This window comes from Corallococcus sp. BB11-1 (assembly GCF_026626625.1).
In the GTDB taxonomy this organism is placed as follows: domain Bacteria; phylum Myxococcota; class Myxococcia; order Myxococcales; family Myxococcaceae; genus Corallococcus; species Corallococcus soli.
Genome location: NZ_JAPNJY010000022.1, coordinates 272451 through 298103, shown reverse-complemented (window position 1 = coordinate 298103; position 25653 = coordinate 272451). Strand labels below are relative to the sequence as shown.

General features: G+C 67.9%; 18 protein-coding genes. 12 read left to right on the top strand and 6 right to left on the bottom strand.

The window, feature by feature from the left end; translation table 11 throughout:
- Positions 1-80 precede the first annotated feature (80 nt).
- Positions 81-1505, bottom strand: a complete 1425-nt coding sequence (locus OV207_RS17905; protein ID WP_267556378.1) for an RtcB family protein — start codon at positions 1503-1505, stop codon at positions 81-83.
- A 296-nt stretch (positions 1506-1801) separates the two neighbouring features.
- On the opposite strand from OV207_RS17905, the gene OV207_RS17900 reads away from it, so the two are divergent.
- Positions 1802-3634, top strand: coding sequence for a bifunctional metallophosphatase/5'-nucleotidase (locus OV207_RS17900; protein ID WP_267556377.1), 1833 nt, complete (start codon positions 1802-1804; stop codon positions 3632-3634).
- Between the two features lie 64 nt (positions 3635-3698).
- Here OV207_RS17900 and OV207_RS17895 read toward each other — a convergent pair whose 3' ends face one another.
- Complete coding sequence (locus tag OV207_RS17895; RefSeq protein WP_267556376.1) at positions 3699-6797, bottom strand: efflux RND transporter permease subunit; 3099 nt, start codon at positions 6795-6797, stop codon at positions 3699-3701.
- Between the two features lie 19 nt (positions 6798-6816).
- Positions 6817-8007: an efflux RND transporter periplasmic adaptor subunit gene (locus OV207_RS17890; protein WP_267556375.1), complete on the bottom strand. Its 1191-nt coding sequence runs from the start codon at positions 8005-8007 to the stop codon at positions 6817-6819.
- Positions 8008-8288: 281 nt separating this feature from the next.
- On the opposite strand from OV207_RS17890, the gene OV207_RS17885 reads away from it, so the two are divergent.
- The 4 genes from OV207_RS17885 to OV207_RS17870 all read left to right on the top strand — a co-directional run bounded on the left by OV207_RS17885 (position 8289) and on the right by OV207_RS17870 (position 11809).
- Positions 8289-8612, top strand: coding sequence for a DMT family transporter (locus tag OV207_RS17885; protein WP_193347642.1), 324 nt, complete (start codon positions 8289-8291; stop codon positions 8610-8612).
- 164 nt (positions 8613-8776) lie between these two features.
- Positions 8777-9271, top strand: a complete 495-nt coding sequence (locus tag OV207_RS17880; RefSeq protein ID WP_267556374.1) for an endonuclease V — start codon at positions 8777-8779, stop codon at positions 9269-9271.
- A 249-nt stretch (positions 9272-9520) separates the two neighbouring features.
- Positions 9521-10540 (top strand): hypothetical protein, encoded by a 1020-nt coding sequence (locus OV207_RS17875; RefSeq protein WP_267556373.1) that lies wholly within the window; start codon positions 9521-9523, stop codon positions 10538-10540.
- Between the two features lie 264 nt (positions 10541-10804).
- A complete protein-coding gene (locus tag OV207_RS17870) occupies positions 10805-11809 on the top strand; it encodes a DUF3526 domain-containing protein (RefSeq protein ID WP_267556372.1) in 1005 nt (334 codons plus the stop codon).
- Positions 11810-11867: 58 nt separating this feature from the next.
- Here the strand turns inward: OV207_RS17870 and OV207_RS17865 are convergent, their stop codons facing one another.
- Positions 11868-12545: a hypothetical protein gene (locus tag OV207_RS17865; protein ID WP_267556371.1), complete on the bottom strand. Its 678-nt coding sequence runs from the start codon at positions 12543-12545 to the stop codon at positions 11868-11870.
- An 879-nt stretch (positions 12546-13424) separates the two neighbouring features.
- Here OV207_RS17865 and OV207_RS17860 point away from each other — a divergent pair.
- Genes OV207_RS17860 through OV207_RS17850 form a run of 3 tightly spaced genes read left to right on the top strand, consistent with a single transcriptional unit; the run spans position 13425 to position 15953 of the window.
- A complete protein-coding gene (locus OV207_RS17860) occupies positions 13425-14378 on the top strand; it encodes a hypothetical protein (protein ID WP_267556370.1) in 954 nt (317 codons plus the stop codon).
- 18 nt (positions 14379-14396) lie between these two features.
- The gene (locus tag OV207_RS17855) at positions 14397-15353 is read left to right on the top strand and encodes an AHH domain-containing protein (RefSeq protein WP_267556369.1); all 957 of its coding nucleotides are present in this window, start codon (positions 14397-14399) and stop codon (positions 15351-15353) included.
- Between the two features lie 12 nt (positions 15354-15365).
- Positions 15366-15953 (top strand): imm11 family protein, encoded by a 588-nt coding sequence (locus OV207_RS17850; RefSeq protein ID WP_267556368.1) that lies wholly within the window; start codon positions 15366-15368, stop codon positions 15951-15953.
- 969 nt (positions 15954-16922) lie between these two features.
- On the opposite strand, the gene OV207_RS17845 is transcribed toward OV207_RS17850, so the two are convergent.
- Entirely contained in the window at positions 16923-19346 is a 2424-nt protein-coding gene (locus OV207_RS17845) for an FG-GAP-like repeat-containing protein (protein ID WP_193347653.1), read from the bottom strand.
- A 422-nt stretch (positions 19347-19768) separates the two neighbouring features.
- Here OV207_RS17845 and OV207_RS17840 point away from each other — a divergent pair, with 422 nt between their 5' ends.
- The 3 genes from OV207_RS17840 (at position 19769) to OV207_RS17830 (ending at position 22905) form a co-directional block, all read left to right on the top strand.
- Positions 19769-20932: a M12 family metallopeptidase gene (locus OV207_RS17840; RefSeq protein ID WP_227026991.1), complete on the top strand. Its 1164-nt coding sequence runs from the start codon at positions 19769-19771 to the stop codon at positions 20930-20932.
- 643 nt (positions 20933-21575) lie between these two features.
- Positions 21576-22328 carry an RICIN domain-containing protein gene (locus tag OV207_RS17835; RefSeq protein WP_267556367.1) on the top strand — a complete coding sequence of 251 codons (753 nt, stop codon included), beginning with the start codon at positions 21576-21578 and terminating at the stop codon, positions 22326-22328.
- Between the two features lie 178 nt (positions 22329-22506).
- Positions 22507-22905, top strand: coding sequence for a GFA family protein (locus tag OV207_RS17830; RefSeq protein ID WP_267556366.1), 399 nt, complete (start codon positions 22507-22509; stop codon positions 22903-22905).
- Positions 22906-22957: 52 nt separating this feature from the next.
- On the opposite strand, the gene OV207_RS17825 is transcribed toward OV207_RS17830, so the two are convergent.
- The gene (locus OV207_RS17825) at positions 22958-24454 is read right to left on the bottom strand and encodes an FAD-dependent monooxygenase (protein ID WP_267556365.1); all 1497 of its coding nucleotides are present in this window, start codon (positions 24452-24454) and stop codon (positions 22958-22960) included.
- 336 nt (positions 24455-24790) lie between these two features.
- Between OV207_RS17825 and OV207_RS17820 the strand changes: the two genes are divergently transcribed.
- The gene (locus OV207_RS17820; RefSeq protein WP_324291542.1) at positions 24791-25648 is read left to right on the top strand and encodes a DUF2911 domain-containing protein; all 858 of its coding nucleotides are present in this window, start codon (positions 24791-24793) and stop codon (positions 25646-25648) included.
- Positions 25649-25653: the final 5 nt, after the last annotated feature.

The window sequence follows — 25653 nt, the reverse complement described above, 5'->3', positions numbered from 1 at the left end:
CTAACCAATGGGTGGCCACCGACCTCCGGGCCACGGGGTGGGAGGCGATGCGCGCTCCGCATCGCCTCAGCACCCTCGGCTCAGGCCTTGAAGGTCATCAGGGGGCGCAGCCGCGCCACCTCCCGCACGATGTCCGCCGCCACCTGCGAGCCCACCACCGAACCGATGGGCTTGTAGGCCGCGGGTGCCTCCTCGATGCGGCGCTCGGCCCGCATCGCGATGCAGTCCACCCCGGTGAGGCCCAGCGCCTCCTCGCGGTGCTCCGCGCCGCCCCGCGACATGGAGAAGCGCGAGCGCGCCCGTCCGGCCCCGTGCGAGGCCGAGGACAGGGCCCCCGCGTTGCCCAGCCCCCGCATCAGGTAGGACTCGGCCCCCATGGAGCCGGGGATGATGACCGGCTGTTCAGCCTCCGCCGGGCACGCCCCCTTGCGCGCCAGCCATCCCCCCTCCCAGGGCAGGGTGATGTTGTGCGGCACGTCGTAGACGAGCGGCGCCTCCACGTCCCCGAACAGCTCGCGCAGCGTCTGCCGCACCAGCTCCGCGAGCAGCAGCCGGTTGAGGAAGGCGTAGTTGGCCGCCGTCGCCTCCGCCTTCAGGTACTCGCGCACCTGGTCCGGATCCACGAGCGGGAAGATTCCGCTCTTCGGGAAGGGGGCGCCCGCGGGCCACGCCGCCCGGACCCGCTCCTGCCACGTCCGTCCCACGTGCTTGCCCATGTCGCGCGAGCCGGAGTGCACCATGAACGCGAGCTGTCCCTCGCGCACGCCCCAGTCCCAGGCCCGCGCGCGGTCCACCACCGCCTCCACCCGCTGCACCTCCACGAAGTGGTTGCCCCCGCCGATGGTGGCGAGCCCCGGGTCGCGCACCACGCCCTCCCGCCGCAGCCCGGTGGGCGCCCACGACGGGTCTCCTTCGAGCGCACCCCCCAGGTAGACGCGCGCGGACTCGCGGTCCAACTGGTCCAGGTCCGCCCGGGCCGACATGCCCAGCGGCTGCTCCTGCGTCTCCAGGAGCCAGCCCGGCAGGCCGTCGCGCAGCAGGGCCTCCAGCGCGCGCGAGCCCTGGGCCACGTCCCGCGTGCCGAAGAAGCAGTGCCCCTTCATCCGCTCGACGAAGGCGTCGCGGCGGGCGAGGAAGGCGTCCACGGGGATGTCCGCGACATGCAGGCGCATGCCGCAGTTGATGTCCGTGCCCACGGCGCCGGGCACCACCATGCCCTCGGTGTGCACCACCGACCCGATGGCCACCCCGGAGTCACCGGGATGGAAGTCGGGCGTGGCGCGCACCTGCTTCACGCGCCCGCCGTTCGGATGGTGGAGCGCCGCGAGCGCGGCGAGCTGCTGGAAGGCCTTGCCCTCCACGGGCAGGTCGGGTGGGAGGAGCACCTCGGCGGCGGGGGCGTGGGGATCCGCCAGGAGTCGAACGGTGTAGACACGACCGTCGTACGTGACGTCGAGCCCCTCGCGGGCAAGCGCCCGCAGGAGCCGGTTCAATTTCGGCTGCATGACCTTCTCGGAATCTGACCCGGTACGAAAATCCGGGGGACGTGAGCGATGGGATGAGACCTCGGGTCAGCAGCCGCGGTCGGGACGCCGGAGCGTCCGCGGGCCCTGTGACGCCCTGGCCCGGGCGCACCTGACGGAGGCAGGGGACGGGGCCTGCTCGCGGGGTGCCGCGCTAATGGGCGAGTCCTGCGGCACGCATGGCGCCGCCAGCGAATCCAGGAGCATGTCGGAGGGAGACGGTAGGGTGCTCGGCCCCGGGCTGTGCTGCCCGGCAGCACCCTTCATCGAGGTCCCTGATGCGTTTTCCTGTTTCCTCGCGCACGCTGCGCACCCTGTCCCTGGTGGGCGCCTGCTCACTGTTCGCCGCCTGTGACTCCGACGACGAACCGCCCGTCCCGCCCCCGCTGGACACCTCGCCGCGCACGCTGACGCTGCTGCAGACGAGCGACCTGCACACCAACATCTTCCCGTGGGACTACTTCACCGGGAAGCCGGACGCGAAGCGCGGCCTCGCCAGGGTGGCCACGCTCATCAAGCAGGAGCGCGCGAAGAACCCGGACTGCACGCTGCTCTTCGACACCGGCGACACCATCCAGGGCTCGCCGCTCGGCACCTACTACGCCATCGTGGACAACGCGCCCAAGCACCCCATGGCCACCGCCATGAACGAGCTGGGCTATACCGCCATGGCCCTGGGCAATCACGAGTTCAACTACGGCCAGGACGTCCTCAACAAGTTCAAGAGCGAGGCGAACTTCCCCCTGCTCGGCGCGAACGTGCGCAAGAGCGCGGACGGCTCCGAGGCCTTCACCCCGTACGTGATGACCACGGTGTGCGACGTGAAGGTCGGCATCCTGGGCCTCGTGACGCCGGGCGTGGCGACGTGGGAGCGCAAGGACAACATCACCGGGCTGCGCTTCGATGACCCGGTGGAGACCGCGAAGGCCTACGTGCCGAAGATGAAGCAGGCCGGCGCGGACGTGGTGGTGGTGGCCATCCACAGCGGCCCGGACAAGCAGCCGGTGGGCAGCGCGAGCAGCCCCGAGTCGTGGCTCGCGGACTACGCGGATGCCACGAAGTGGACCGACCGGGGCAACCTCCCCGGTGAGAACGCGGCGGTGCAGATCGCCCAGCAGGTGGCGGACGTGGACGTGCTCCTCACCGGCCACACCCACCAGCCCATCCCGAAGATGCTGCTGAAGAACCAGGACGGCCGTGAGGTCCTCCTCACGCAGCCCAACCGCTGGGGCAGCCACCTGGCCCACGTGCAGCTCAACGTCACCTGGAAGGACGAGCGCTGGGGCGTGGAAGCCCACGACTCGCAGCTCCACGCGGTGGACGACACGGTGGTGGAGGATGCCACCGTCAAGCAGCTCACCCAGGCCTACCACGACACCACGGTGACCTACGTCAACCAGAAGATTGGCAGCACCACGGCGGCCTTCACGGGGGGCTTCGCCGGACGCTACGTGGACAGCGCCCTGGGGGACCTGCTCAACATCGTGCAGGAGGAGGCCGCGGAGGAGGCCGGCTTCCCCGTGGACCTGTCCGCGACCGCCCTGTTCTCCAATGACGTCGCGCTGCCGGCGGGGGACGTCACCCTGCGCGACGCCTACAGCGTCTACATCTACGACAACACGCTGTACGTGATGGAGATCAACGGCTCCATCCTCCGGCGCGCGCTGGAGATGAACACGCTGTACTTCAAGCAGCTGGACGCGGCCAACCTGCCCGCGAAGCCCGCGGACGCGAAGGCCACCACGCCCGTCGTCGCGGACTACAACTGGGACCTCTACTCGCGCATCGACTACGGCTACGACCTGACGAAGCCCGCGGGCTCCCGGCTCACGCACCTGCGCTTCCAGGGCGTGGACGTCCGGGATGACCAGGTCTTCCGCATCGCCGTCAACAACTACCGCGGCGGTGGCGGCGGCGGGTACAGCATGTTCAAGGAGGGCCGCCTGCTGTGGTCCTCCGCGGACGGGGTGCGTGACTACGTCGCGCGCTACATGCAGGCGAACCAGAACCTGTCGCCGGAGGCGGTGAACACCTGCAACTTCACGCTCCTGCCGGACCTCTACACGCCGTACTACGGGGCCACGTTGGGCCCCGCGAAGTGCGCGCCCTGAGGTAGCCGGGGAGAGGACGTGCGTCGCGCTGGAGGCTCCAGCGCGACGCGCGGACCCGCCCGCCTCAGTGGGGCGCCTCCACCGGGGTGAGGCCTTCGCGCGCGGGGGCGGTGCGCGTCCGGGAGATGAGCAGGTAGATGGCCGGCACGAAGTAGAGGGTGAAGACCGTGCCCAGCGCCATGCCCGTCACCAGCACCAGCCCGATGCTGTTGCGCGCCGCCGCTCCGGGCCCCGCGACCAGGACGAGCGGGAAGTGGCCCGCGACGGTGGCCACGGTGGTCATCAGGATGGGACGCAGCCGCTCCGCGGCGGCCTCCTGCACCGCTTCGAGCTTCGTCCTGCCCTCCTCCTGGAGCCGGTTGGCGAAGTCGACGATGAGGATGCCGTTCTTCGCGATGAGCCCCACCAGCGTGACCAACCCCACCTGCGAGTAGATGTTGAGCGTGGTGGTGAAGCTGTCGGTGAAGTAGGGCAGGTTCGGGTTCGGCATCTTCAGGAACGTGGTGATCAACGCGCCGAAGAGGGCCAGGGGCACGGAGCCCGCCAGGATGATGAACGGATCCCTGAAGCTGTTGAACTGGGCCGCGAGCACCAGGAAGATGAGCACCACCGCGAGCATGAACGCCGGGAGGAACGTGTTGCCCTCCACGCGCAGCTGCCGGGACTCGCCCGTGTAGTCGATGCGGTAGCCCGCGGGCAGGATGCGCGTGGCCTCCGTCTCCAGGTAGGTGAGGGCCTCGTCCAGCGGACGGATGGCCACGCCGCTCAGCTTGACGGCATTGAGCTGCTGGAAGCGGTTGAGCGACCGGGGCGCCACCGTGTTGCGCAGGGTGGCGATGGACGACAGGGCCACGAGCTTGCCGTCCGGGCCGGTGACGTGCACGTCCTTGAGCTGCTCGGGGTTGAGCCGGGAGACGCGCAGCACCTGCGGGATGACCTTGTAGCTGCGGCCGGCGATGTTGAAGCGGTTGACGAAGTTGCCGCCCACCGCCGCGCCCAGGTCCTGCCCCACCGTGCCCAGGTCCAGTCCCAGCTGCGCGACCTTCTCACGGTCCACCACCACCTCCGACTGGGGCTGGTCCAGCTTCATGTCGATGATGGGCGGGAAGGCGAACAGGCCGCTCTGCGTCGCCTTCTCCTGGAGCTGCTGGGCGAACCCCAGCAGCTCCTCCGCCTCCGCCGTGGACGCGATGATGAACTCCACCGGGAAGTTGCCACCGCCCGGGAGCGCGGAGGGCTGGATGACGAAGGTCTGGACGCCCGGCAGGACGTTCACCCGCTCCTGCGTCTCCGCCAGCACCTGCGCCGCGGAGCGCTGGCGCTTCTCCCACGGCTTCAGCGACAGGCCCCAGAACCCGCTGGCCGGGTTCATGATCTGGAAGATGAAGTCGGCCTCTGGCATCGCCAGGAGCGTCTTGCTCACCTCGCCCATGGACGGCGCGAGCTGATCCAACGTGGAGTTGGACGGGGTGCTGACGATGCCGAAGACGATGCCCTGGTCCTCCGTCGGCGCCAGCTCCGTGGGCGACTGGGTGAACATCAGGACGGCCAGCAGGCTCAGCACCACCCACGCGGCGTAGACGGGCCCCCGCGTCCGCAACGAGCGATCCAGGCTGCGCGCGTACGCGCCCCGCAGGCGATCAAAGGCGCGGTTGATGACCCCCGCCAGCCCCTTGTCCTCGTGGCCTGCCCGCAGCAGCGCGGCGGACATCATGGGGGAGAGCGTCAGCGCCACCACGCCCGACAGCGCCACGGCCCCGGCCAGGGTGAGCGCGAACTCCCGGAACAGCGAGCCCGTGAGCCCGCCCTGGAAGGCGATGGGCGCGTACACCGCGGCGAGCGTGAGCGTCATCGCGATGATGGGGCCCACCAGCTCCCGCGCGCTCTTGAGCGCGGCGTCCACCGGACTCAGCCCGTCGCGCAGGTGGCGCTCCACGTTCTCCACCACGACGATGGCGTCGTCCACGACCAGGCCCACCGACAGCACCACCGCGAGCAGGGTGAGCAGGTTCACCGTGAAGCCGAACATCTGCATCAGGAACACGGTGCCGATGAGCGACACCGGGATGGCCACCACCGGCACCAGGATGGAGCGCACGGAGCCCAGGAAGAGGAAGATGACCACCACGACGATGAGCAGCGTCTCACCCAGCGTGCTCACCACCTCGTCGATGGCGTTCTGGATGTACTCCGTCCCGTCGAAGGCGATGCTGGCTTCAATCTGCTCCGGCATCTCCCGCTGCAGCGCGCCCATCTCCTCGCGGATGCGCTGCATGACGTCCAGCGAGTTGGCGTTGGGCAGCGACCAGATGCCGACGAACACCGCCGTCTGCCCGTTGAGGGTGACGTCGTTGTCGTAGTCCTCCGCCCCCAGCACCACGTCCGCGATGTCCGACAGCCGCACCACCGCGCCGCCGTCCTTGCGGACGATGAGCTGCCGGAACTCCTCCACGGAGCGCAGGCTCGTGTTCGCGGTGAGGTTCACCTGGACCAGCGACCCCTTCGTCTGGCCCACGGCGGCCAGCGAATTGTTGCTGGCGAGCGCCTGACGGACCTGGCTGGGGCTGACGTTGAGCGCGGCCATCCGGTCCGGCTTCATCCACACCCGCATCGCGAACGTGCGCGCCCCCAGGATGTCCGCGCGCTGCACGCCCTCCACGGAGGACAGCCGGGGCTGCACCACCCGCACCAGGTAGTCGGACAGCTCGTTCTGCTGGAGGAAGTCGGAGGTGAAGTTGAGGTAGGCGACGGCGAACTGGCTGTCCGCGGACTCGATGCCCATCACGGGGACCTGCGCTTCGGGCGGCAGGTCTCCGCGCACCTGGTCGACCTTGGCGCTGATCTCACTCAGGGCGCGGTTGGAGTCGTAGTTGAGCTTGAGCCGGGCGCGGACGATGGAGACGCCCTGCAGGCTCTGGGACTCCACGTAGTCGATGCCGTCCGCGGCGGCGATGGCGCGCTCCAGCGGGGTGGTGATGAAGCCGCGGACCAGCTCCGCGTTGGCGCCGACGTAGGCGGTGGTGACGGTGATGTCGGCGTTCTCGCTGCGCGGGTACTGCCGCACGTTGAGCGAGCCCAGGGCCTGCAGGCCCGCGATGATGATGAGGAGGTTGACCACCAGCGCCACGACCGGGCGGCGGATGAACAGGGCGGTGAAGTTCATGGTTTCGCCTTCCTCCGCCCTACGGGTTCACGGGCTGGGGCGCGGCCTCGACGGGCGGCGCCAGCGCGTTGTTGAGGACGACGGCCGCGCCATTCTTCAGCTTGAACACGCCGCTGCTGACCACGCTCTGCCCGGCCTTCAGGCCCGACGTCACCTCGACGAAGTCCCCCCTGCGCTCCCCCAGCCGCACGAACTGCTGCCGCGCCAGGAGGGCGGGCTTGCCCGTGGCGTCCTTGCCTTCGGAGAGGGTGAACACCGAATCGCCATAGGGGGCGAAGAGCACGGCGGTGGCGGGGATGGCCACCACCGGGTGGCTGGCCTCGGCGAGCACCTCCACGTTGGCGAACATCCCCGGCAGCAGCCGGCCGTCCGCGTTGGGGACGGTGGCGCGCATGCGCACGTTGCGTGAGGACAGCTCCACCTCGGGGTTGATGGTGGTGAGCTCCCCCTCCCACGCGTCCGACGGGAAGACGTCCACGCGGACGCGCACCTTCTGCCCCTGCTTCACGGTGGCCAGCGCCTGCTGGGGGAGCTGGAACTCCACCAGGGCGGGGGTGATGGACTGCAGGGAGGCGATGGGGTTGCCCGGGGAGACGAGCTGCCCCAGCTCCACCTGCCGGATGCCGATGCGGCCCTCGAAGGGCGCGCGGATGACCTTCTTCGCGATGAGGGTGCGCAGGTGGGCCACCGTGGCCTCGGCCTGGACCGCCCGCGTCCGGACGGCGTCCAGCTCCGACTGGGTGTTGGCCCCCTGGGTGTGGAGCTTCTCCACGCGGGCCCGCGTCAGCCGCGCGAGCTCCGCGTCCGCCTCCGCCCCGGTGAGCTGGGCCGCCTCGCTGGACGTGTCGAGCTGGACGAGCACCTGCCCCTTCTTCACCGACGCGCCGTTCTCGAAGCGGATGTCGCTGACGACGCCCGGGAGTTCGGCGCTCAGCGTCACGCCCCGCACCGCCATCACCGTGCCGACCGCGCCCTGGCTCGCCTGCCAGCCGAAGGACTCCGCCTGGGCCGAGGTGACGGACTCGGGGGGCTGCACGAAGGCCTCCCCGTCCTGGATCATCGCGACGATCTGCGCTCCCTTGACGGCGACGAGCCCCGCGATGACCGCGAAGAGCAGCAGGACGCCGATGATCCACCGCTTGAGACGACCGGCGGGACGCGGGATGGAGAGGGGCACTTCAGGGGACGGGGCAGGGGGCGAGGCATGCATCGTGGGCACTCAAAAGAGCTGGATTGCGCAGCCGTGTCAGGGATTGCGCAGCCCTCTAGCCGAACCGCCCTGCGTTTGCGCTCTTGAAATTGCGTTTTTCTTGTGACCACACCGCGCGGGTAGGAAGTGCAAGGAATTGTCCAGTGAAAACAGGATGCTCCGGTTGCGGGGACCGTCCCCATGGCTCGCACCGTCGCCTACCTGGAGGGACAGGCAGCCGGGGCGCGATTCCGGGGTGCGAGCCGTCATGCTGGCGTGTATGGGTTCAAGAGGAGAGGCCCATGCTCGCGTATGTTTTCATGATTGCCGCCATCGCCAGCGAAGTCGTTGGCACGTCGCTGCTCAAGAGGACGGATGGCTTCACGCGGCTCTGGCCGTCCGTCGCGTGCCTTGGCGCCTATGCGCTGGCGTTCGTCTTCCTGTCGCGCGCCGTGAAGACGATTCCGGTGGGCATCGCCTATGCGCTGTGGTCCGGGTTGGGGACCACGGCCATCGTCATCATCGGCGCCACGTTCCTGGGAGAGCCCCTCAGCACCGTCAAGGTCCTGGGCGTAGGGCTCATCGTCGCGGGCGTCGTCGTGCTCAACCTGGGCGGCGGGCACTGAGGGGAGGACCTCCGGCCCTCACGGCTTCGACCCCGACGCGAGGCTGGCCTCGCGGGCCCGCGGCGCATGGCCTACCCTGGGCCCGGGGCGAGTCCTCTTCCGCTGGCTGGGGACGGCATCGCGTCAGGCTGGGCGGAGGGGGTGGCCCCCCGGAGGAGGACCGGATGCTCGCGTGCGTGGATGTGGACTACCGGCCCGACCTCACCGTGGCCGCGTGCATCCTCTTTCGCGGCTGGACGGACGCCAGGGAGGCTGGGCACCTGGTGGAGCGCGGCCCCGTCGCGGCCCCCTACGAGCCCGGTCAGTTCTACCGCCGCGAGCTGCCGCACCTGCTGCGCGTGCTCGCCGGGGTGCAGGAGCCGCTGGAGACCATCGTGGTGGATGGCTACGTGTGGCTCGGGCAGGACAAGCCGGGCCTGGGCGCCCACCTGTACGAGGCGCTCTGTCGCGCGGTGCCCGTCATCGGCGTGGCCAAGACCCCCTATGTCACCACCGGCCCGGCCCTGCCCATCGTGCGCGGCCAGAGCCTGCGCCCCCTGCTCATCACCGCCATCGGCATGGAGACCGCGACCGCCGCGGAGCACATCCGGAGGATGCACGGCGCCTCGCGCATGCCGACGCTGCTGACCCAGGTGGACCGGCTGAGCCGCTTGTCCTGAGGCGGGGCGCGCACTGGTGACCGGGGTCACCAGGTGATGGCTCCCGTCATCGCGCCACGCGATGCAGCGAGGGCTGAGGGATGGGGAGCGTGCGTCCCAAGCGGCTGATTTCCCAGGAAGGGGGGTACCCAGGTGGTGAGTCCTGGGAGCTGGCATGTGTCCTGCTCTGGGGTTGGACATGCCGCGCAACGGCGGCGCCGGTTTCGCTCGCAAGGCTTGTTCCCCCTCGTCGGCCTCCCAGAGTCTGAAATGTCCATCGCGCTCCCCCTCCGCTCGCCGTCCTCGCTTCCCCGTTCGAGCATCGCCGACCTCAAACCGGTCTCCTCTCCGGCCCAGGGCGTGATGGGCACCCCGGCGCAGCAGACCCGGAACGACCTGCGGCAGACGCTCATGACCGACTCCTTCGAACAGGCGGGCGGCATCGAGAAGACGCGGGCGCAATTGTCGGAGCTGCTGGGTGGGCTCGCGCAGTGGATGAAGTCGCTGGAGACGCAGACCCCCGGAGGGCAGGGTGGTGACCTGGGGCCCGGGTCGCGGGAACTCGCGCCCAGCCTGGGTGACGCAGTGGAGGGCGGTGCCCCGGCGTCCCTCCAGGGAGCCTCCTCGTACAGCGGCGCGGCCCAGGCCCAGCACGGGGTCGACCCGATGCATTCCAACCGCACCAGCGACGCGGGCCCTGGTTTCGGCGCGCCCTCCGCTGGGTCCACCGAGCAGGTGAGCGCGAGTGAGCCGTGGTTGGCGCGCAACAACGTCGGCTCGCCCTACAACAGCAACATGCTGCTCATCGACCCGAGCCAGAAGGGTGAATACAAGTACACGAACACGTTCACCAACAACACGGACAAGCCGCAGACCGTCACGCTCTGGAACAAGACGGGTGAGAAGGGCGGCCCGAACGACGGGCAGCACTTCGACAAGAGCACGCCGAAGACCTTCACGCTGGAGCCCGGCCAGTCGCGGGTGGTGGCGTTCGACGCCAACAGCAGCGTCGCGTGGTGCGTGTCCAAGGACGGCTCGGCGAAGCCGGGCGCGAACTCCGGCCAGACCTGGGGCGAGGCGACGTTCGCGAACGCTGGCACGGGCTGGAGCGGCTACGACACCAGCCAGATCAGCCCCGCGGGCCACAATGGCAAGATGTCCATCACGAACGATGCTGGCGGCCACACCGTCACGGAGGCCAATGCCTGGCAGACGCCTTCGGACGACCCCGCGGGCCTGGATGTCGGCGTCCCCGCTGGCCCGTTGAACCTGACCACCGTGTTCAGCTGAGTCCGACGTGCGGCCGGTCCACCGTGGGTTCGCCCGGATCCACGGCTCTCCTGCACCTGTGTGGAGCCCGGACTTGGAGTGGGCACGCCAGAAGTGGATCGCCTGGAACGTCGAGTGCAGGAGGATGGGCCGCTCGCCGAGCAGCAGCGGGACCGAAGCGAGGGACCGCGCTCGTCATTCACCCAGGCCTCCTGACAGTGACTCCACACAAAGTGCGGGAGGGCCGGACTCGCGGACTTCGCGCGCGACACGCTGGAGCACCCGGTGCACCTGGCCACCGGCACGTTGGACCTGTCGTTCGTGCTGCTCTACCTGTTGCCCCTGTTCGCGCTCGCGTTCTCCTTCGACCTGGTGTCGCGCGAGCGCGAGGACGGCACGCTCCGGCTGGTGCTGGTGCAGGCCACGGGGCTCCGCGGCTGGGCGCTGCGGAGGCTGGCGGTGCGCGCGGGCGTCCTGCTGGGCCTGTGCGTGCTGGCGGGCGTCGCGGGCCATGCGTTGACGGGTGGGGCAGGAGGCCTGGGGCGGCTGGTGGGCTGGCTGGCCCTGGTGGTCGGGTATGGCGCCTTCTGGTTCGCGCTGGCGCTGGCGGTGAATGCGCGGGCCCTGAGCTCCGCCACCAACGCGCTGGTGCTCGTGGGCGCGTGGCTGGTGTTGGTGGTCGTGGTGCCGGCGGCGGTGCAGCTTGGCGTGAGCGGCCTGTATCCGGTGCCGTCGCGGGTGGCGCTGGTGGGGGCCACCCGGGAGGCCTCGCTGGAGGCGCAGCGGCGCGGCAGCGAGGTGCTGTCCGCCTACTTCCAGGACCACCCGGAGCTGGCGCCCAAGGGGACCCAGGTGGAGGGCTACTGGCCCACCGCGCTGGCGGTGCAGGACGAGGCGGCGCGGGCGACCGCGCCCGTGGTGGCCGCCTTCCAGTCGCAGTTGGAGCGGCAGCAGGCCGCGCTCGGCGTGCTGCGCTTCCTCTCCCCGGCGCTGGCCTTCCAGCAGGCGCTCCAGGACGTGGCGGGTACGGGCGGGCTGCGGCACGCGCACTTCCTGCTGCAGGTCGACCGCTTCCACGCCGCGTGGCGGGACGCCCTGCTCCCGCGCGTCTTCTCGGGGGACACGCTGGGCGCCGCCGACCATGCGCGGCTGCCCCGCTTCACCTACGTCGAACAGCCCGGCGCGGACGTCGTGCACCAGGTCGCCCTGGGCTTCCTCGCGCTCGCGCTGCCCACGCTGCTGGTCCTGGGGCTGGGCCTGACGTGGCTGGGCCGCCCCCGCCTGTCCTGAAGGCCTCCAGGCAGGAGGGAGCGGCTCACGCTCGCCGTCACGGTGTCACCGTGGCGAGCTACTCCGAATAGTCAGACCGGGCGACGAGGCTCCAGTCGCGGTTGTACGTGTGGTACCGGGAGAACCAGCCGCTGTGGCAGCTGCCGCTGTTGCTGGCCGTGTAGCCGTAGACGAACCCGTTGTGGACGCGGGCCTCGAGGCTGGGCGAGCCGGGGTTCTCGCAGGGCTGGCTGACGCGGACGGCCTGGTAGGCGGCCTCGGCGAGCACTTCTTCCTGGCCCTCGAAGTCGCGCAGGGAGTGGACGCGGTCCGCGGTGAAGGTGCCAATCGCGGTGGCCTGATCGCTGGCGCTCTGCGTGAGGAAGGCCTGCAGGTGGGCGAGGGTAGCGGCCTCGGAGGTGAGCGAGCCGGTGAGGCGGTGAACGGCGCCGTCATTGTCGGAGAGCGCGGCGCGGATGGCGGTGATGCCGGACGCGCCCTGGTAGACGGAGCTGTCACCCCAGGTGAAGCTGAAGGCGCTGCCGGCGGTGTAGGCGCTCAGCGCGCAGGAGCCTCCGACGCCAGCGGGCTCGACGAGGATGATCTTCCGGAGGCGGTGCTCGGGGTTCAGCAGGGCGATGCACTCGTTGCCAGCGACGCCGTCATGGTTGGCGGCCGGGAGCACGGCCTCGACGACGTTGTAGACGCGGAACGTGGGATCCGTGGCCGACTGCTCGGTGGCCTGGAGGGTGTCCATGTCCGCCTCCGCGCCGAGACAGCCGGCGGCGAGGGAGGCAGCGAAGAGGAGGGAAGACAGTCGGAGGGAGGTGCGCATGGCCGTGAAGGGTATCACGCCTGCTTTGCCAGGTTTCCGATCATTTCCATGTGACACCGGCTGTGACTTCGCGCCGCCTGTGGGCGCTGTCCGCTCCCTGCGTCGGCTCGGCGAAGGAGGCATGGAGCGCGTCCATGCCACCTATGATTCGGAACCGAGAACGAAACCTCGAATGACCCCTGGCCCTGGACCCACGCCTTCGCGGTCAAGAACGGCGTCCTCTACACGCAGGATCTGACCTGGGGCGGGCCCATTGTCGCCTGGTGCAAGGTGGAGTCGCTGTGTGAGGAGAGTGCCTCGCTCAAGTGCATGGTGAGCAATTGCGCCTGCGAGTTCACGAAGAACAAGCCTCTCATGGGACCGAAAAGCTGCTTCTGGGCCAGGACGCCGCAGGCCTTGGATGAAGGTGGCGCCGCTGGAGGAGGGCTGGGCGATTGTCCAGTTCGCACAGCCCGTCAATGCATGCGCCCATCGCCACGCCTTGCTTTCGAGATGTTGCGGATGACCGTGGGCTCCACCGTCAACCTATCCTCCGGACCGGGCAGGGACTGGAGGTGAATTTCACTCAGAGTGGACTGGCGGCTGTCCATCTGCGAGAGTTCAGTGACCGGACACCGGGCGCTGTTGGCGACGCATCTTGGGAGCCGCTCAATGCTTCTCGTGATTCAGGCGCTTGGGATGGCAAGCCCTCTCGGAACGTTGATCCAAGGCTGCGCCGCGCTTCGGGCAGGCATCTCCCAAACCCGCCCTTCGCCCTATCTGACCCATGCCTGCGAAGGTCAGAGCCTCGGGCAACCCGTCATGACCTGCGAAGTGCCTGTCATCACACTGGGGTTCTCGAATGTCGGGAGGTTGGCAGCCCTGGCCGCCGTAGCTCTCGAGGACCTCGGCACCCGGGCCCCCCTGTCCCGCCTGCCTCGGGACACCCTCATCGTCCTGGCATTGCCAGATCCCTTGGAGCGCGGGTTTCCCCTCACCCCCGAGATCAAAGAGGATGAACCCCGGCGACATGAGGCCCTCGGCCGACGTGTGTTGGAGTGTGCGTTCGAGGCGGCAGGAATCTCCTGGAACGCCAAGACCTGGCACATTGCAAGTGGGGGCCACGCGGCTTTTTCCAAGGCATTGAAAGCTGCAATGGAAGCACTCGTCGAACGTCGACATGCGCACTGCCTCGTCATCGCGGTCGACAGCCTCTGTGGCCCCGATGTGCTCCCAAGGCTCCTCGAACAGCGCAGGCTCAAAATGGACGACACGCCCACAGGCTTCATTCCGGGTGAAGGCAGTGTCGCTCTCTGGCTGTCGTTAGCGCAGGAGGCGCCCCTGGTCCCGCGGGGAAAAGAGCCTCGTGTCGCCCTCCGGGCCGTCGTTCTGGGCGACGATGAGAGATTCCGGGGAGGTGATCTGCCTCCAGACGGGCGAGTGCTTGCGAAATGCGTGACCTCCGCACTCCACGCAGCCGAAGCGGATGGCGCGCGTCTCGTGCTCATCGGAGACCACAACGGTGAAGAACTTCGAGCCCGTGAGTGGGGCATGCTGATGCTCCACCTTCGAGCAGCAGGGCTGGGCCACGAACAACTCGTATCCTGGCTCCCAGCGCTCAGCTTCGGAGACACGGGCGCGGCCTCGGGCGCGCTCGGATTGTGCGCGGCTGTCAGAAGTCTGCAGCGCGGCTACAGCCCGGCCCCAACGCCAGTTGTTCTCTCCTGCTCCGACGAGGGGGCGCGCGCAGCCATTGTGGTCTCCCCGCTCCCATAAAACCCAGGAGGAACGCCCATGCCGACCAGCAACAAGAGTGCAATCAAGCAAGAGCGAAAGGCAAGAGTCGGGGCAAGCAACCCACCCAAGGACAGCAAGTTCCCGGAGCTGAAGAAAGGCTATCCCGAATCCTACATCCAGGAGTTGGCTGACTCCGATTCGTTCCACACGGATCCGAGTCAGCCGGAGACCTCGCTGCTCACGAGCGGCGACTACTATTCATATCGAGGACCCCGATTCATCTTCCAGGACGGGCCACGGATGAAGGTCTACAACGACTTCAGTCGCTCGATTTTCAGCACGGCGAGTGTCCTCTTCTATTACAAGAAAGGCCATCGCGTCGCGAATGAACCGCCCCTCTATGTCACCGCCAGCCGGGAGAGATGGCTGCGTGTGGCTGCATTTCCCGAGAAAGATGGGGCATTTCCGGGAGGACTCGGAAACTTCTACTATCTCTCTCCCAATGGCCAGAGGCATCCCTATCCATGGCAGGCGCACCACCTCATCCCTCAGTCGGTGTTTTTCGAGAAGAACTCGCCATTCGACGCCGACATGATGATGGTGTTGAAGCGCTCCTTCTACAACATCAACAATGGGCATAACATCATCATGCTGCCCGCTGATCCGAAGTACAGCCCTGTCCATCGGCTCATTGCCCATATTTCCGATCACCCCGCCTATACCCTCCAGCTCAAAGCCCGAATGCAGGAGGTCGCCACGGAGCTCAAGAAGATCTTCAACGAGGCCAAACGTACCAAGAAACATCTTGCGCTTTTCAAGGCCATCCTGAAGGCGCTCCACACGCTCGAAGATGAGTTCTGGTCCCTCGTCATCCTTCTGAGCAATGCTGCTGCGGCCACGGCTCTTGGCGTGATCAAGGAAGAAGACATTCATGCCTACGATGGAATGATCAAGTTCTGGACGACCGACGCCAAGAGCACGAAAACCCGGCACCTCTTCGGTGTCATTGGCTGAAAGCCATCTTACATGAGCTACTGGGTCTTGACTCCTGCCAGCGTGAACGACGGGGCCGTGCTCGAAAAGCTGCCCATCGACAGTCCTGACAGCCCCGACTTCTTCGAAGCCATTCCGCTGGGAGACCGCTTCCCCCGGAATGGCGCCATGCGCTTTTCCAGCGACTACCCTGACTTCATCCAAGTCTTCGACTTCGTCACCAACACCCTGGGGCTGCCCATCGTCTCGGGCAGGATGGTGGATGTGCTCATCCAGTTCGGAGCGAAGCGCTTTGAGTCCCTCCCTGTCACGCTGCTGGACCACAAGGGGCGCGTCGCCTCCAAGGAGCACTCCATCCTCAACGTCCTGGACATCCAGGACATCATCGACATGGAGCGGACGGACTACGTCCCCAGTCCATTCGACCCGAGTCAGATTTTCCGTATCAACCGGCTGTCGGTGAAGACGGAGGGAGTCGAGCCGGGGGCACTTCTCTTCCGTGCCCGGACTCGCATGCGCGAAATCTTCCTCCACGCATCGCTCCATGAGGCACTCCTCTCTGCCGGAGTGACGGGGCTCAAAGCCGTCCCAGCAGAGGGCTGGAATGGGTTCGCCTTGTGATGCGAATCGACCTGCTCTCTCTTTGTCAGCGCTCGGAGGAAGCCGTCCCCTGGCTGCTCTCCCGCCTGGACCTGACGGGCAGCAGGGAGGAGACCCTCCGGGGTTTCGAAGAGGTGTCTCTGCATTTCCATACCCTGGCTGCGGGGGCCTTGTTGGTCGAGGGAAGTCCAATAAGGTTCCGTGAGGAACTCCACAGCGCCGCCAGTCACTGGCTCCGGTTCCTGAAGCATCAGAGAGCTCAAGAGTGGGCCCCTCCTGCTGCTTGTCGAAACAAGCCACTGCTCGGAGCCATCCTCGCTGGCCATTGGGAGCTCGCGCACCACCTGGCAGAGGCTTCACCGGACCACTGGCAAGAGAAAGAGGAGTATGAGGACGATGCGTGCTGGGCCTTGCTCCTCCAGCAACTCGTCCTCTCCCGCGACGGTAGGGGCCCTCGACTTGACACCCTGCTTGAGCGACTCGGGGCTCTGGGGGGCGAGCTGAACGAGCATCGACAAGCATGGGTTCGCGGCCTCCTTTCGCGAGGGAGTCTCGCAGTAAGCGTTCAGGTGGGATGGGCGGTTGAAGAAGGAGCAGGCCAGCAGCCGACGGTAGGCCTGGCGCTCGCTGACGCGGCGTGGGGCATGGGACACGGCGTGTCGTGGCCGAGGTCGACCCCAAGGATGCGGTGAGCGTCAAGGTAGATGTCGCGTGAGAGGGTTCCCCCATGCGTCAGGGAAGACGTCGTCTCGGCAGACGGGCCGAGCTGACGATGTCCTCCGCGCGCCTCGCTCGCTCGCATTGACGCAATGCCCATGGTGGCCTTGAAGCACCCATGACGCAGCGACCGAATTCTGGGTACGCACACGGGGCAGGCGCCTGCGCGTCTTTCGGTGCGCCGCGCTCGAAGCACGCGGCGCACCGATTCTCCTACCGAGACCGCGCTGAAATCAGGGCACACCGTCCCAGCGCGGTATCGCGGACAGCGACTTAGAGTCCGTTGGGGACCACGGTCACGGTGCCGGAGCCCCTGTTGGTCAGGATGAGATCGGCGTACCCATCCGCGTCCATGTCCGCGGTGGCGATGGCGTTGAGGCCAGGCGAGGCGCCGGTCGTGACGACGGTGCCCGCGGTGAAGCCTCCGTTGCCGTTGCCGGTCATCGGGCGGACGCCGCCCGAGGCCGCTGTCACGAGGATGTAGGCGTCGAGCTTGCCATCGCCGTTGAAGTCACCGGCCACGACGCCCAGCGCCGAGTTGGCGGCCGTATTGGTCGCGGCGGTTGACTGAGCGCCGCTCGCGAAGGTGCCGTTGCCGTTCCCTCTGAAGTAGAAGAGGAACCGGCCGGCCGCGCCGTTCGAGAGGATGTCGAGCGTGCCGTCGCCGTTGGCGTCGCCGAAGGCGATGCCCGCCGTCTGGCCGCTGGCGGAATTGCTGTAGGCGACGGGTGCGGCGAACGTGCCGTCTCCCTGGTTGATGAGGACCGACAGGCGTGCGCTGGCGGGGCTCGTCACCACGATATCGGAGAAGCCATCGCTGTTCAGGTCACGGCACGCGATGCTCGACTGAGCGCCGCCGGTGCTTTGGATGCCGATGAACGTGGGTGCGCCGAAGCTGCCCGCGCCGTTGCCGAGCAGCACGCTCACCAGGTTCTGGGTCACGCTGGTCGTGGCGATGTCAGCCGCCCCGTCGTTGTCGAAGTCCCCGGTGCAGAGGTGGACGGAGCCTGGGGTGCCCGTGGTGAAGCTCGTCGGCGCGCCGAAGGTCCCGGGCGCGCTCGAGCCCAGGTTCTTGTAGACGCTGATGTCTCCGTTGATGAGGGGCAGGTTGGTCTGGCCGTCGACGGTGACGGCGTCGAGCCACCCGTCGCCGTCCACGTCCACGGCCACGACCGCGTTGCTGGAGAGCGAGGCGCTCCCATAGTTGACCTCCGACTGGACGCTGGCGTCGCCATTCCCCAGGAAGACGGAGAGCGAGCCAGAGGGAGTCTGGGTCGACCCGGATTCGGCATTGGCCACCAGGATGTCGAGCTTGCCGTCGCCATTCACATCGGCGACCGCCGGGGCCAGCGGGCTGTGGTTGGCGGGGGAGCTGACCGGCGTGCCGGGGACCTGGCCGGTGGGGGCGGTCTGGCAGGTGGCGTTCGAGCATATCTGTCCCGTCGAGCACACGATGCCGCAGGCGCCGCAACTGGCGGCGTCGCTCTGAAGGTTCACCTCGCAGCCGTCGGACGAGTTCGCGTTGCAGTCCGCGAGGGTGCCGGAGCAAGACTGGCAGATGTTCCCCTCGTAGGTGGGCGCGCACTTGCAGGTGTAGCTACCCACGCCGTCGATGCAGGTGCCACCGTTCAGGCAGGGGTTTGCGGCGCACTCGTCGATGTTGGTGCAGGTCACGCCGTCGCCCTCGTACCCCGCATCGCAGGCGCAGGTGAAGGAGCCCCCGGTGTTGGTGCAGGAGGCGTTTTCGTTGCAGTTGTCGGTACCGGCGGCGCACTCGTCGATGTCGGTGCAGGTCACGCCGTCGCCCTCGTACCCCGCCGTGCAGGCGCAGGTGAATGAGCCCGCGATGTTGGTGCAGGAGGCGTTTTCGTTGCAGTTGTCGGTACCGGCGGCGCACTCGTCGATGTCGGTGCAGGTCACGCCGTCGCCCTCGTACCCGGCATTGCAGGCGCAGGTGAAGGAGCCCGCGATGTTGGTGCAGGAGGCGTTTTCGTTGCAGTTGTCGGTACCGGCGGCGCACTCGTCGATGTCGGTACACACTGTCGGCTGTCCCGTGCAGGTGTAGCCCGGCTCCACCTGGCAGACACTGTTACAGCCGTCTCCGGAGAGCTGGTTGTCGTCGTCACAGGTTTCGGCTCCACCAATCACCCCGTCACCACAGAAGGCTCGGATGGACGTCTCCACCGCGTCCACCTGGTAGGCCCCGAACAACGCGCCCCGCAGGCGCACGTAGCGATAGGGGTAGTTCCCGGGGTAGCTCGCCACCGCGACATGGGTCCCCAGGCCCATGTGCAGCAGGCTGGAGCCGACCTGGGTCCCATCCGCCTTCAGGAAGTCCACCTGGGCCACCAGGAACACCGACAGGCCATGGTAATAGACGCGCAGGTCGCCGGTGCCCTCCTCGCCCTGCCCCAGGTCCAGCACCAGCGCCGAGAGCAGGGTCGGTATCGTCGCCCGCTGCCCGTCCGGTGCGCCCAGCGCCCTGTTCGGGTGGAGAACCGCCGGCGTGGTGCCCGGCGCCACCGCGTCCGCATACAAGTCCCACGGCGGCGCGAGCTCCTGGCTCACCTGCGTCAACGCCTCATCACTTCCAGGCTCTGCCCCTTCGTCGAGGGGCTCCACACCACAAGCGCCCAGTGACAAGGCCAGTGTCACGCCCAGCCCCCACGACCACAGCACACCTTGACGGCTTCGCATCTTGTTTCTCCCCCAAGGAGCAGGATGGAACCCGGAATGGACCAGCCCCCCTATGGAACGAAAGACACTATTCCTCTCACCCTCCCGTTCGGCCAGCAACATGCAAATGGCCAGCGTCCTCTGGCGACCAGCCAGAAAGCACTTGAGAACCATGGACGCAGAGTCCATGACATGCATTTGAGCGCCTCCGCGAATCAGGGGGACGATGGGGGGGCACAGCGCACCTCCGACTGCGCCGGTGAGCCCCAGGAGCGTGGGTGCTTGGAGCCCCAAAGGCGCTGAAATGCCTTCCACGCCTTCTGCTGGAGTCCTTGCGCCGGGGCATGTCACGAATTGATGAGGGTTCTCCATTTCAAACGACAAATGTCAGAGTGGTATGGTTGTCTCCTGCTCCCCGGAATGCCTTCCGGAAAGGAGGCACCATGCTTCGACGCACATGGAAGTCCGCGCTGGTTGCTCTGTTCATCCCCAGTCTGCTGCTCACCGCCTGTGGTGAGGGACTGGAGTCGCGTCCCGCCCTGGACCCGGAGATGGCCCGAGTGCCGGCTGGCGCCCCGGTTCGCGAGGGCTACGCCTGGAACGCCGCGAGAGGGAAGCTGGTGCCAGTGAAGTACGCCGAGGTGGATGGACTGGCCATCCTCGATGGAGACATGGTTCTCGGCACGGTGGAGGAGATGGAGGCGCGCGTGCGCGAGGTGAAGGCCCGGGGAGGTCTCGACGCCCCGGGAGTCCACGCCCAGGGCGTGGCCATCACCGGAGCAAACTATCGCTGGCCCAACTTCGAGGTGCCCTACAGCATCGACGCGGCCACACCAAACCAGGGGAGGATCACGGACGCCATCAATCACTGGCAACAGCGTACACACCTCCGCTTCGTACAACGCACCGTGCTCAACGCGGTGCTGTACCCGGACTACGTCCACTTCCAGTCTGGCACCGGGTGCAGTGCCAACACGGGGCGAATTGGTGGCAAGCAAGGGGTGTGGATGGATGGCACCTGCAGCACGGGCAACATCATCCATGAAATCGGACATGCGCTGGGCCTCTGGCATGAGCAGGCGCGCGAGGACCGCAATACCTACGTGCGGATACGGTACGAGAACATCCTCGCGGGCCAGGAGCACAACTTCGACCAGCAGATCGCCGACGGCGACGACCTCTTCGCCTATGACTACGGCTCCATCATGCACTACCCCCGGACGGCGTTCACGAGGAACGGGCAGACCACCGTCGAGACCCTGGGAGGGCAGGCCATCGGGCAGCGCGACGCGCTGAGCATCAGGGACGCGGCAACCGTGGCGCGTCTCTACTCGAAAACGATCTCCCTGCGCACCTCGGGCGGCTACTACCTGTGGGCCGAGGACGGCGGCGGCGGCGATTTGTATTCCACCTTCACCGAAGACCATTATTCCTGGGCGAAGTTCCGACTGGTGGACCGCAACGGCTTCGGGCTGCAATCTGGCGACCTCGTCCACCTGCAGACGCACGAAGGCAACTATGTCATGGCCGTGAACGGTTACCCTGCGAGGCCCATCCCTACTGTCCGCCCATGGCATGGCTTCCCCTGGAGGAACGATAGCCAGTGACTGCTGAATGCCCAGGCATGTCAAGAGTCGGGTGAACGGACCACATCCGGGTCAGCCAAACGGATCGCGACTTCTGAACGCTCAGGACTGGCCGCTTGCCGTCTGCCTCAGGGGAGGTGACACCGCAGTCGCCGACCGGTGTTCCTTGCGCATGAACCTTCACTCCCGGCGTTTTGAAGTCAGCCACGGTGATCCACCCGGGCAGGGGGCCTCACGAGCGTCGCCGATGCGTTCGCCCGTGGAGGACCACGGCGGAATGTCCCGTGCACGGTCGAGGCTTGCCTCGCTCTCCTTCGCCCTGTGCCTCGGTCTGGCGGCCGGAGTTGTCACGGGGGGCGACGACGATGATGCGTCTTCGACGCTGCATGTGGATCTCCAGGCCATCATTGAGGACGCCGTCTCCAAGGGTGTGACTCCGGGCGTCTCGCTGGCCGTTGCCTCCGACGAAGGCCCGACGTGGCTGGGCGCAGCCGGTGTCGGGGACGTGGAGCGGAACCGTGCGCCGGAGGGGGGCCGGCCCGCTCCTCATCAATCTCCCGGCGACGTGAATGAAACTCCCGGGTCCCCGTCATGAAGGACACAGTGCAAGGGGGCGGTGAGAACTGCCCCTCCGCTGGAGACCTCAAAGAAAAGGGGAAGTCCCATGTTCGCGGTTCGCAGTGGCTCCGAGGCTGGTCGTGCGCGTGAAAACCGTTCGTCCGCGAAGGGCAGGGGATGGGCGGCGCTCGCGCTACTGCTCCTGCCGCTGACGGCGGTGGCGGGACCGGGCCCGAACTACCGCTGGGACGAGTCGCGCAACCGCCCCGGGCCCAACCGCTGCCACGATGCCTCGCAGTGCGATGGTGCGCGCACATGCAGCCCCGCAGGCTGGTGTCAGGGCGAGGCGCGTCCCACGCTGCCCGCTCCGCCTCCTGGGTGGTCGGAGCCGAACCCTGGCCGGGGAGAGACGCGTCCCCAGCGCAGCACCTTCATCCGCAGCAAGCTCGCGGGGCTCGTCATCGACATCGAGGGGGCCAACCGCTCGCCCGGCGCGGGGCTCGTGGCCTTCCGGGCCAAGTCCAACCGCGAGGGCAATGCCAACCAGATGTGGGAGCTGGTGCCCACGAAAGGCGGCTACCTCATCCGCAGCCGGCTCAACGGGCTCGTGCTCGACGTGGAGGGGGCCAACGAGGCCGCGGGGACCCGCGTGATCACCTGGGAGGCCCACGGCGGAGCCAATCAGGTGTGGCAGCTCGTGCCCGGGCGCGTTCACGGCACCTACTTCATCCAGAGTCGGCTCAACGGCCTGGTGCTGGACATCGAGGGCGGCAGGACGGATGGCTCGGGGCGGCTCATCACCTTCCCCATGCATCGCAAGGGGAAGGCGGACAACCAGCTCTGGCGGCTGGACGTCTGAGCCCATCACCCCGGGGCGCAGGAAGGGCCGCGAGCCCGCGGCTGCGTGCCCATGGGGCGTTACGATGATTGGGGACTTGTAGCCTGGGTAGACAAAGGGGGCCGACGAACAGTTACGCTCATGGCTGTCTGTCGAAGGCGCAAGCCTCGGTTTTTCTATCATTCGGACGAGGTCACCCATGCATCGGGGTTCCTGCTTGTGCGGCGCGGTCCGCTTCACCGTGGAGGGCGAGTTGCCTGTCCCTGACGCCTGCCACTGCAGTCAGTGTCGCAAGCACTCGGGCCATTATTTCGTCTCGGCCGACGTGCCGCGCTCGGCGGTCACGATCAATGGCGAGGACAAGATCGGCTGGTTCCAGTCATCCGAGAAGGCGCGTCGCGGCTTCTGCTCTGTCTGCGGTTCGTCGCTGTTCTGGGATCCGCTCCAACGCGATTGGATTGGAATCGCGATGGGTGCCTTCGACACGCCGACCCACACCCGTATCGCGGTCCACGTCTACATGGCCGACAAGGGCGACTATTACGACGTCGCGGACGGGATGCCTCAGTTCGCGACGATCCCGCCCAAACAGCATTGAGGAGAATGAAGTCCTGCGCGGACTTCACTCCTCGTGGGCCCAGATATCCTGCTTATGACGCAGCGGCCGGATTCTGGGGAGGCACAGGCCCGAACCATCGGGTCAGGGCCTCACGCAGACCCTGGTTCGTGCCCTCCCCGATCCACGCGACGTGTCCGTCCGGTCGAATCAGCACCGCGACGGGCGCGCTGACGGCGCCGAGCACCGGCAACTCCCACGCCCCCGTGTAGCGAGCAGCGATCCTCCGAACCCGGTCCGCCCAGGGCGTGATGTCGAGCGTGCCGGGCCCGCCCAGGTCGAGCAGCACTGGCCGCGCGTCGTGCAACAGGTGGAACACGCGCCGGGGGCCGTCGGCTGTGACCAGGTCGAGGTCCGGCATTCGGCGCCCGAGCAGCGGGTGTCCGTTGCCCAGGTCGTAGTGGACGTCCAGCCCCGACATCATCGCCGCGTACTGCTTGCGTGGCCCGTCCATCCGCAGCAGCTCCGCCAGCGTCTCGCGCACGGCGTCCATCCGCGCGTCACCGCGGCTCAGCGCGGTCTGCGCCAGGGTCTTCCGCAGCGCACGGGCCGCGACGGGGTGTCGCTCGGCCTGGTACGTGTCGAGCAGGTCCTCCGGCGAGACGCCGCGCACGACCTGGGCCAGCTTCCACCCCAGGTTCACGGCATCCTGCACGCCGAGGTTGAGCCCCTGTCCTCCCATTGGCGAGTGCACGTGGGCCGCGTCCCCGGCCAGGAGCACCCGCCGGTCGCGGTAGGACGCCGCCTGCCGCGTCATGTCGGTGAACCTTGAGAGGTACGTGGCGCTGCGCAGGCCGTGGTCCGTCCCGTAGAGCGCGACGAGCCCCTCGCGCAGAGCCTCCAGGGTCGGCGCGTCGCCCGTGCCGACCTGCTCCTCTCTCAGCACGACGCCCACGCGTCCGTCCTCCAGCGGGCCCATGGCGTAGGTGCCCTTCTCGTCCCGGCGGATGCCGAACGTCGGCGCTCCGGTCATCTCGACCTCGGCGATGAGGTAGCTGATCGACGCGTCCCACCCCGGGAACTCGATGCCCGCCGCCTTGCGGATGAGGCTGCGCCCCCCGTCGCACCCGACGAGGTACTTCGCCCGCAGCGCACGGCCGTCGGACAGCGCGACGTCGACGCCGGTGTCGTCCTGCGCGAAGCCCGTCACCTCACATCCACGGTAGATGGGCACCGCCAGCTCGCCCACCCACTGCGCCAGGATGCGCTCGAAGCGCTCCTGCAAGAGCGCGAGCCCATGGTTGTGACGCGTCGGGAAGTCGCTGAGGTCCAGAGGCGCCTGACCGAACGCGACGTTCTGGACCGCCTTCCCTTGCGAGACGAAGCGCTCGACGACCCCGCGTTGATCGAGCACCTCCAGGCTGCGCGCGTGCAGGCCGCGCGAGCGTGAGCCGGCGACCTCCTGACTGGCGCGCCGTTCGACGATGGCCACGTCCACCCGCGCCAACGCCAGCTCCGCCGCCAGCATCAGCCCGGTCGGGCCCCCTCCCGCAATCACCACCGCGTGCTGTGTCACCTCGTCCGTGTGCATCTCTCAGCCCTCCCGCTCCTGTGGGCGAAACGGACGATGGTGGAGCACGACCGGGGGGGCTTGCGGCAACACCCGGGGTCTGGCATCTGCTGACTGTGGAGAGAGCGGGGAGGGCTGCCATGGCTCCTCCAGCGACCCGTCGCGGACCCGGAAGGCGCACTCGCCTGCCCCCGCGCGTGGCGAGCCCAGGCGCTCGCCTCCGTGACCTCCCCGAAGCCCCTCCCTGGCCGTTCGCCCCATGATGCGGGTCAGGCCAAGGTGGAGCGTGAGGTGGAGCGGGACCTCGTCTATACACTCCGCTGGCTCTACGACCCTTCTCGGGTCGGAAAGGACGAAGTGAGGACGATGAAGAACAAGCTTCTCGGCTGTATGGCCTCCGCGCTCATGACCCTGACGGCGATGCCCGCGATGGCTCAGCTCCAACTGCCGGCGCCGAGCCCCGCGGCGAAGGTGTCGCAGGGGGTGGGTGTCTCCGAAATCTCCGTCGAATATTCCAGCCCCGCCGTGAAGGGCCGGAAGGTCTGGGGCGAGCTGGTCCCCAACGACAAGGCGTGGCGCAGCGGCGCCAACTCGGCGACGAAGATCACCTTCAGCCATCCCGTCACCTTCGGTGACAAGGCCGTCCCGGCCGGCTCCTACGCCATCGTCAGCCTGCCCTCGCAGAAGGGCTGGAAGGTGATGCTGAACACGGACCTGGGCCTGTGGCGGGGCGGCGCGCCCTATGACGCCTCCAAGGACGTGGCCTCGGTGAGCGCCACCACCACGGCGATCCCGGCGCGCGAGCGCCTGACGTACCTCTTCACCGACACCACGGACACCGGCACGCGGCTGGACCTGGAGTGGGAGAAGCTGCGCGTCTCCGTGCCCATCACGGTGGACACCGCCGCCCTCGCGAAGGTCAACATCGAGCAGGCGGAGAAGGACGCGGCCAACATGCACACGAGCGCGGCCGCCTACCTGGCGGGCACCTCCAAGGACCATGCCGCCGCGCTGAAGCACGCCGACGCGGCCGTGGCCGCCAACCCCACCTGGTACACCCACTGGATTCGCGCGAGCGTCCTGTCGCAGGCGGGCAAGTACGCCGAGGCCCGCAAGGCCGCGCAGACCTCGTGGGACCTGGGGCAGAAGGACAAGAACTTCTTCTACCGTGACCAGATCGCCAAGGCGCTGGCGGAGTGGAAGAACAAGAAGTAGCCCGC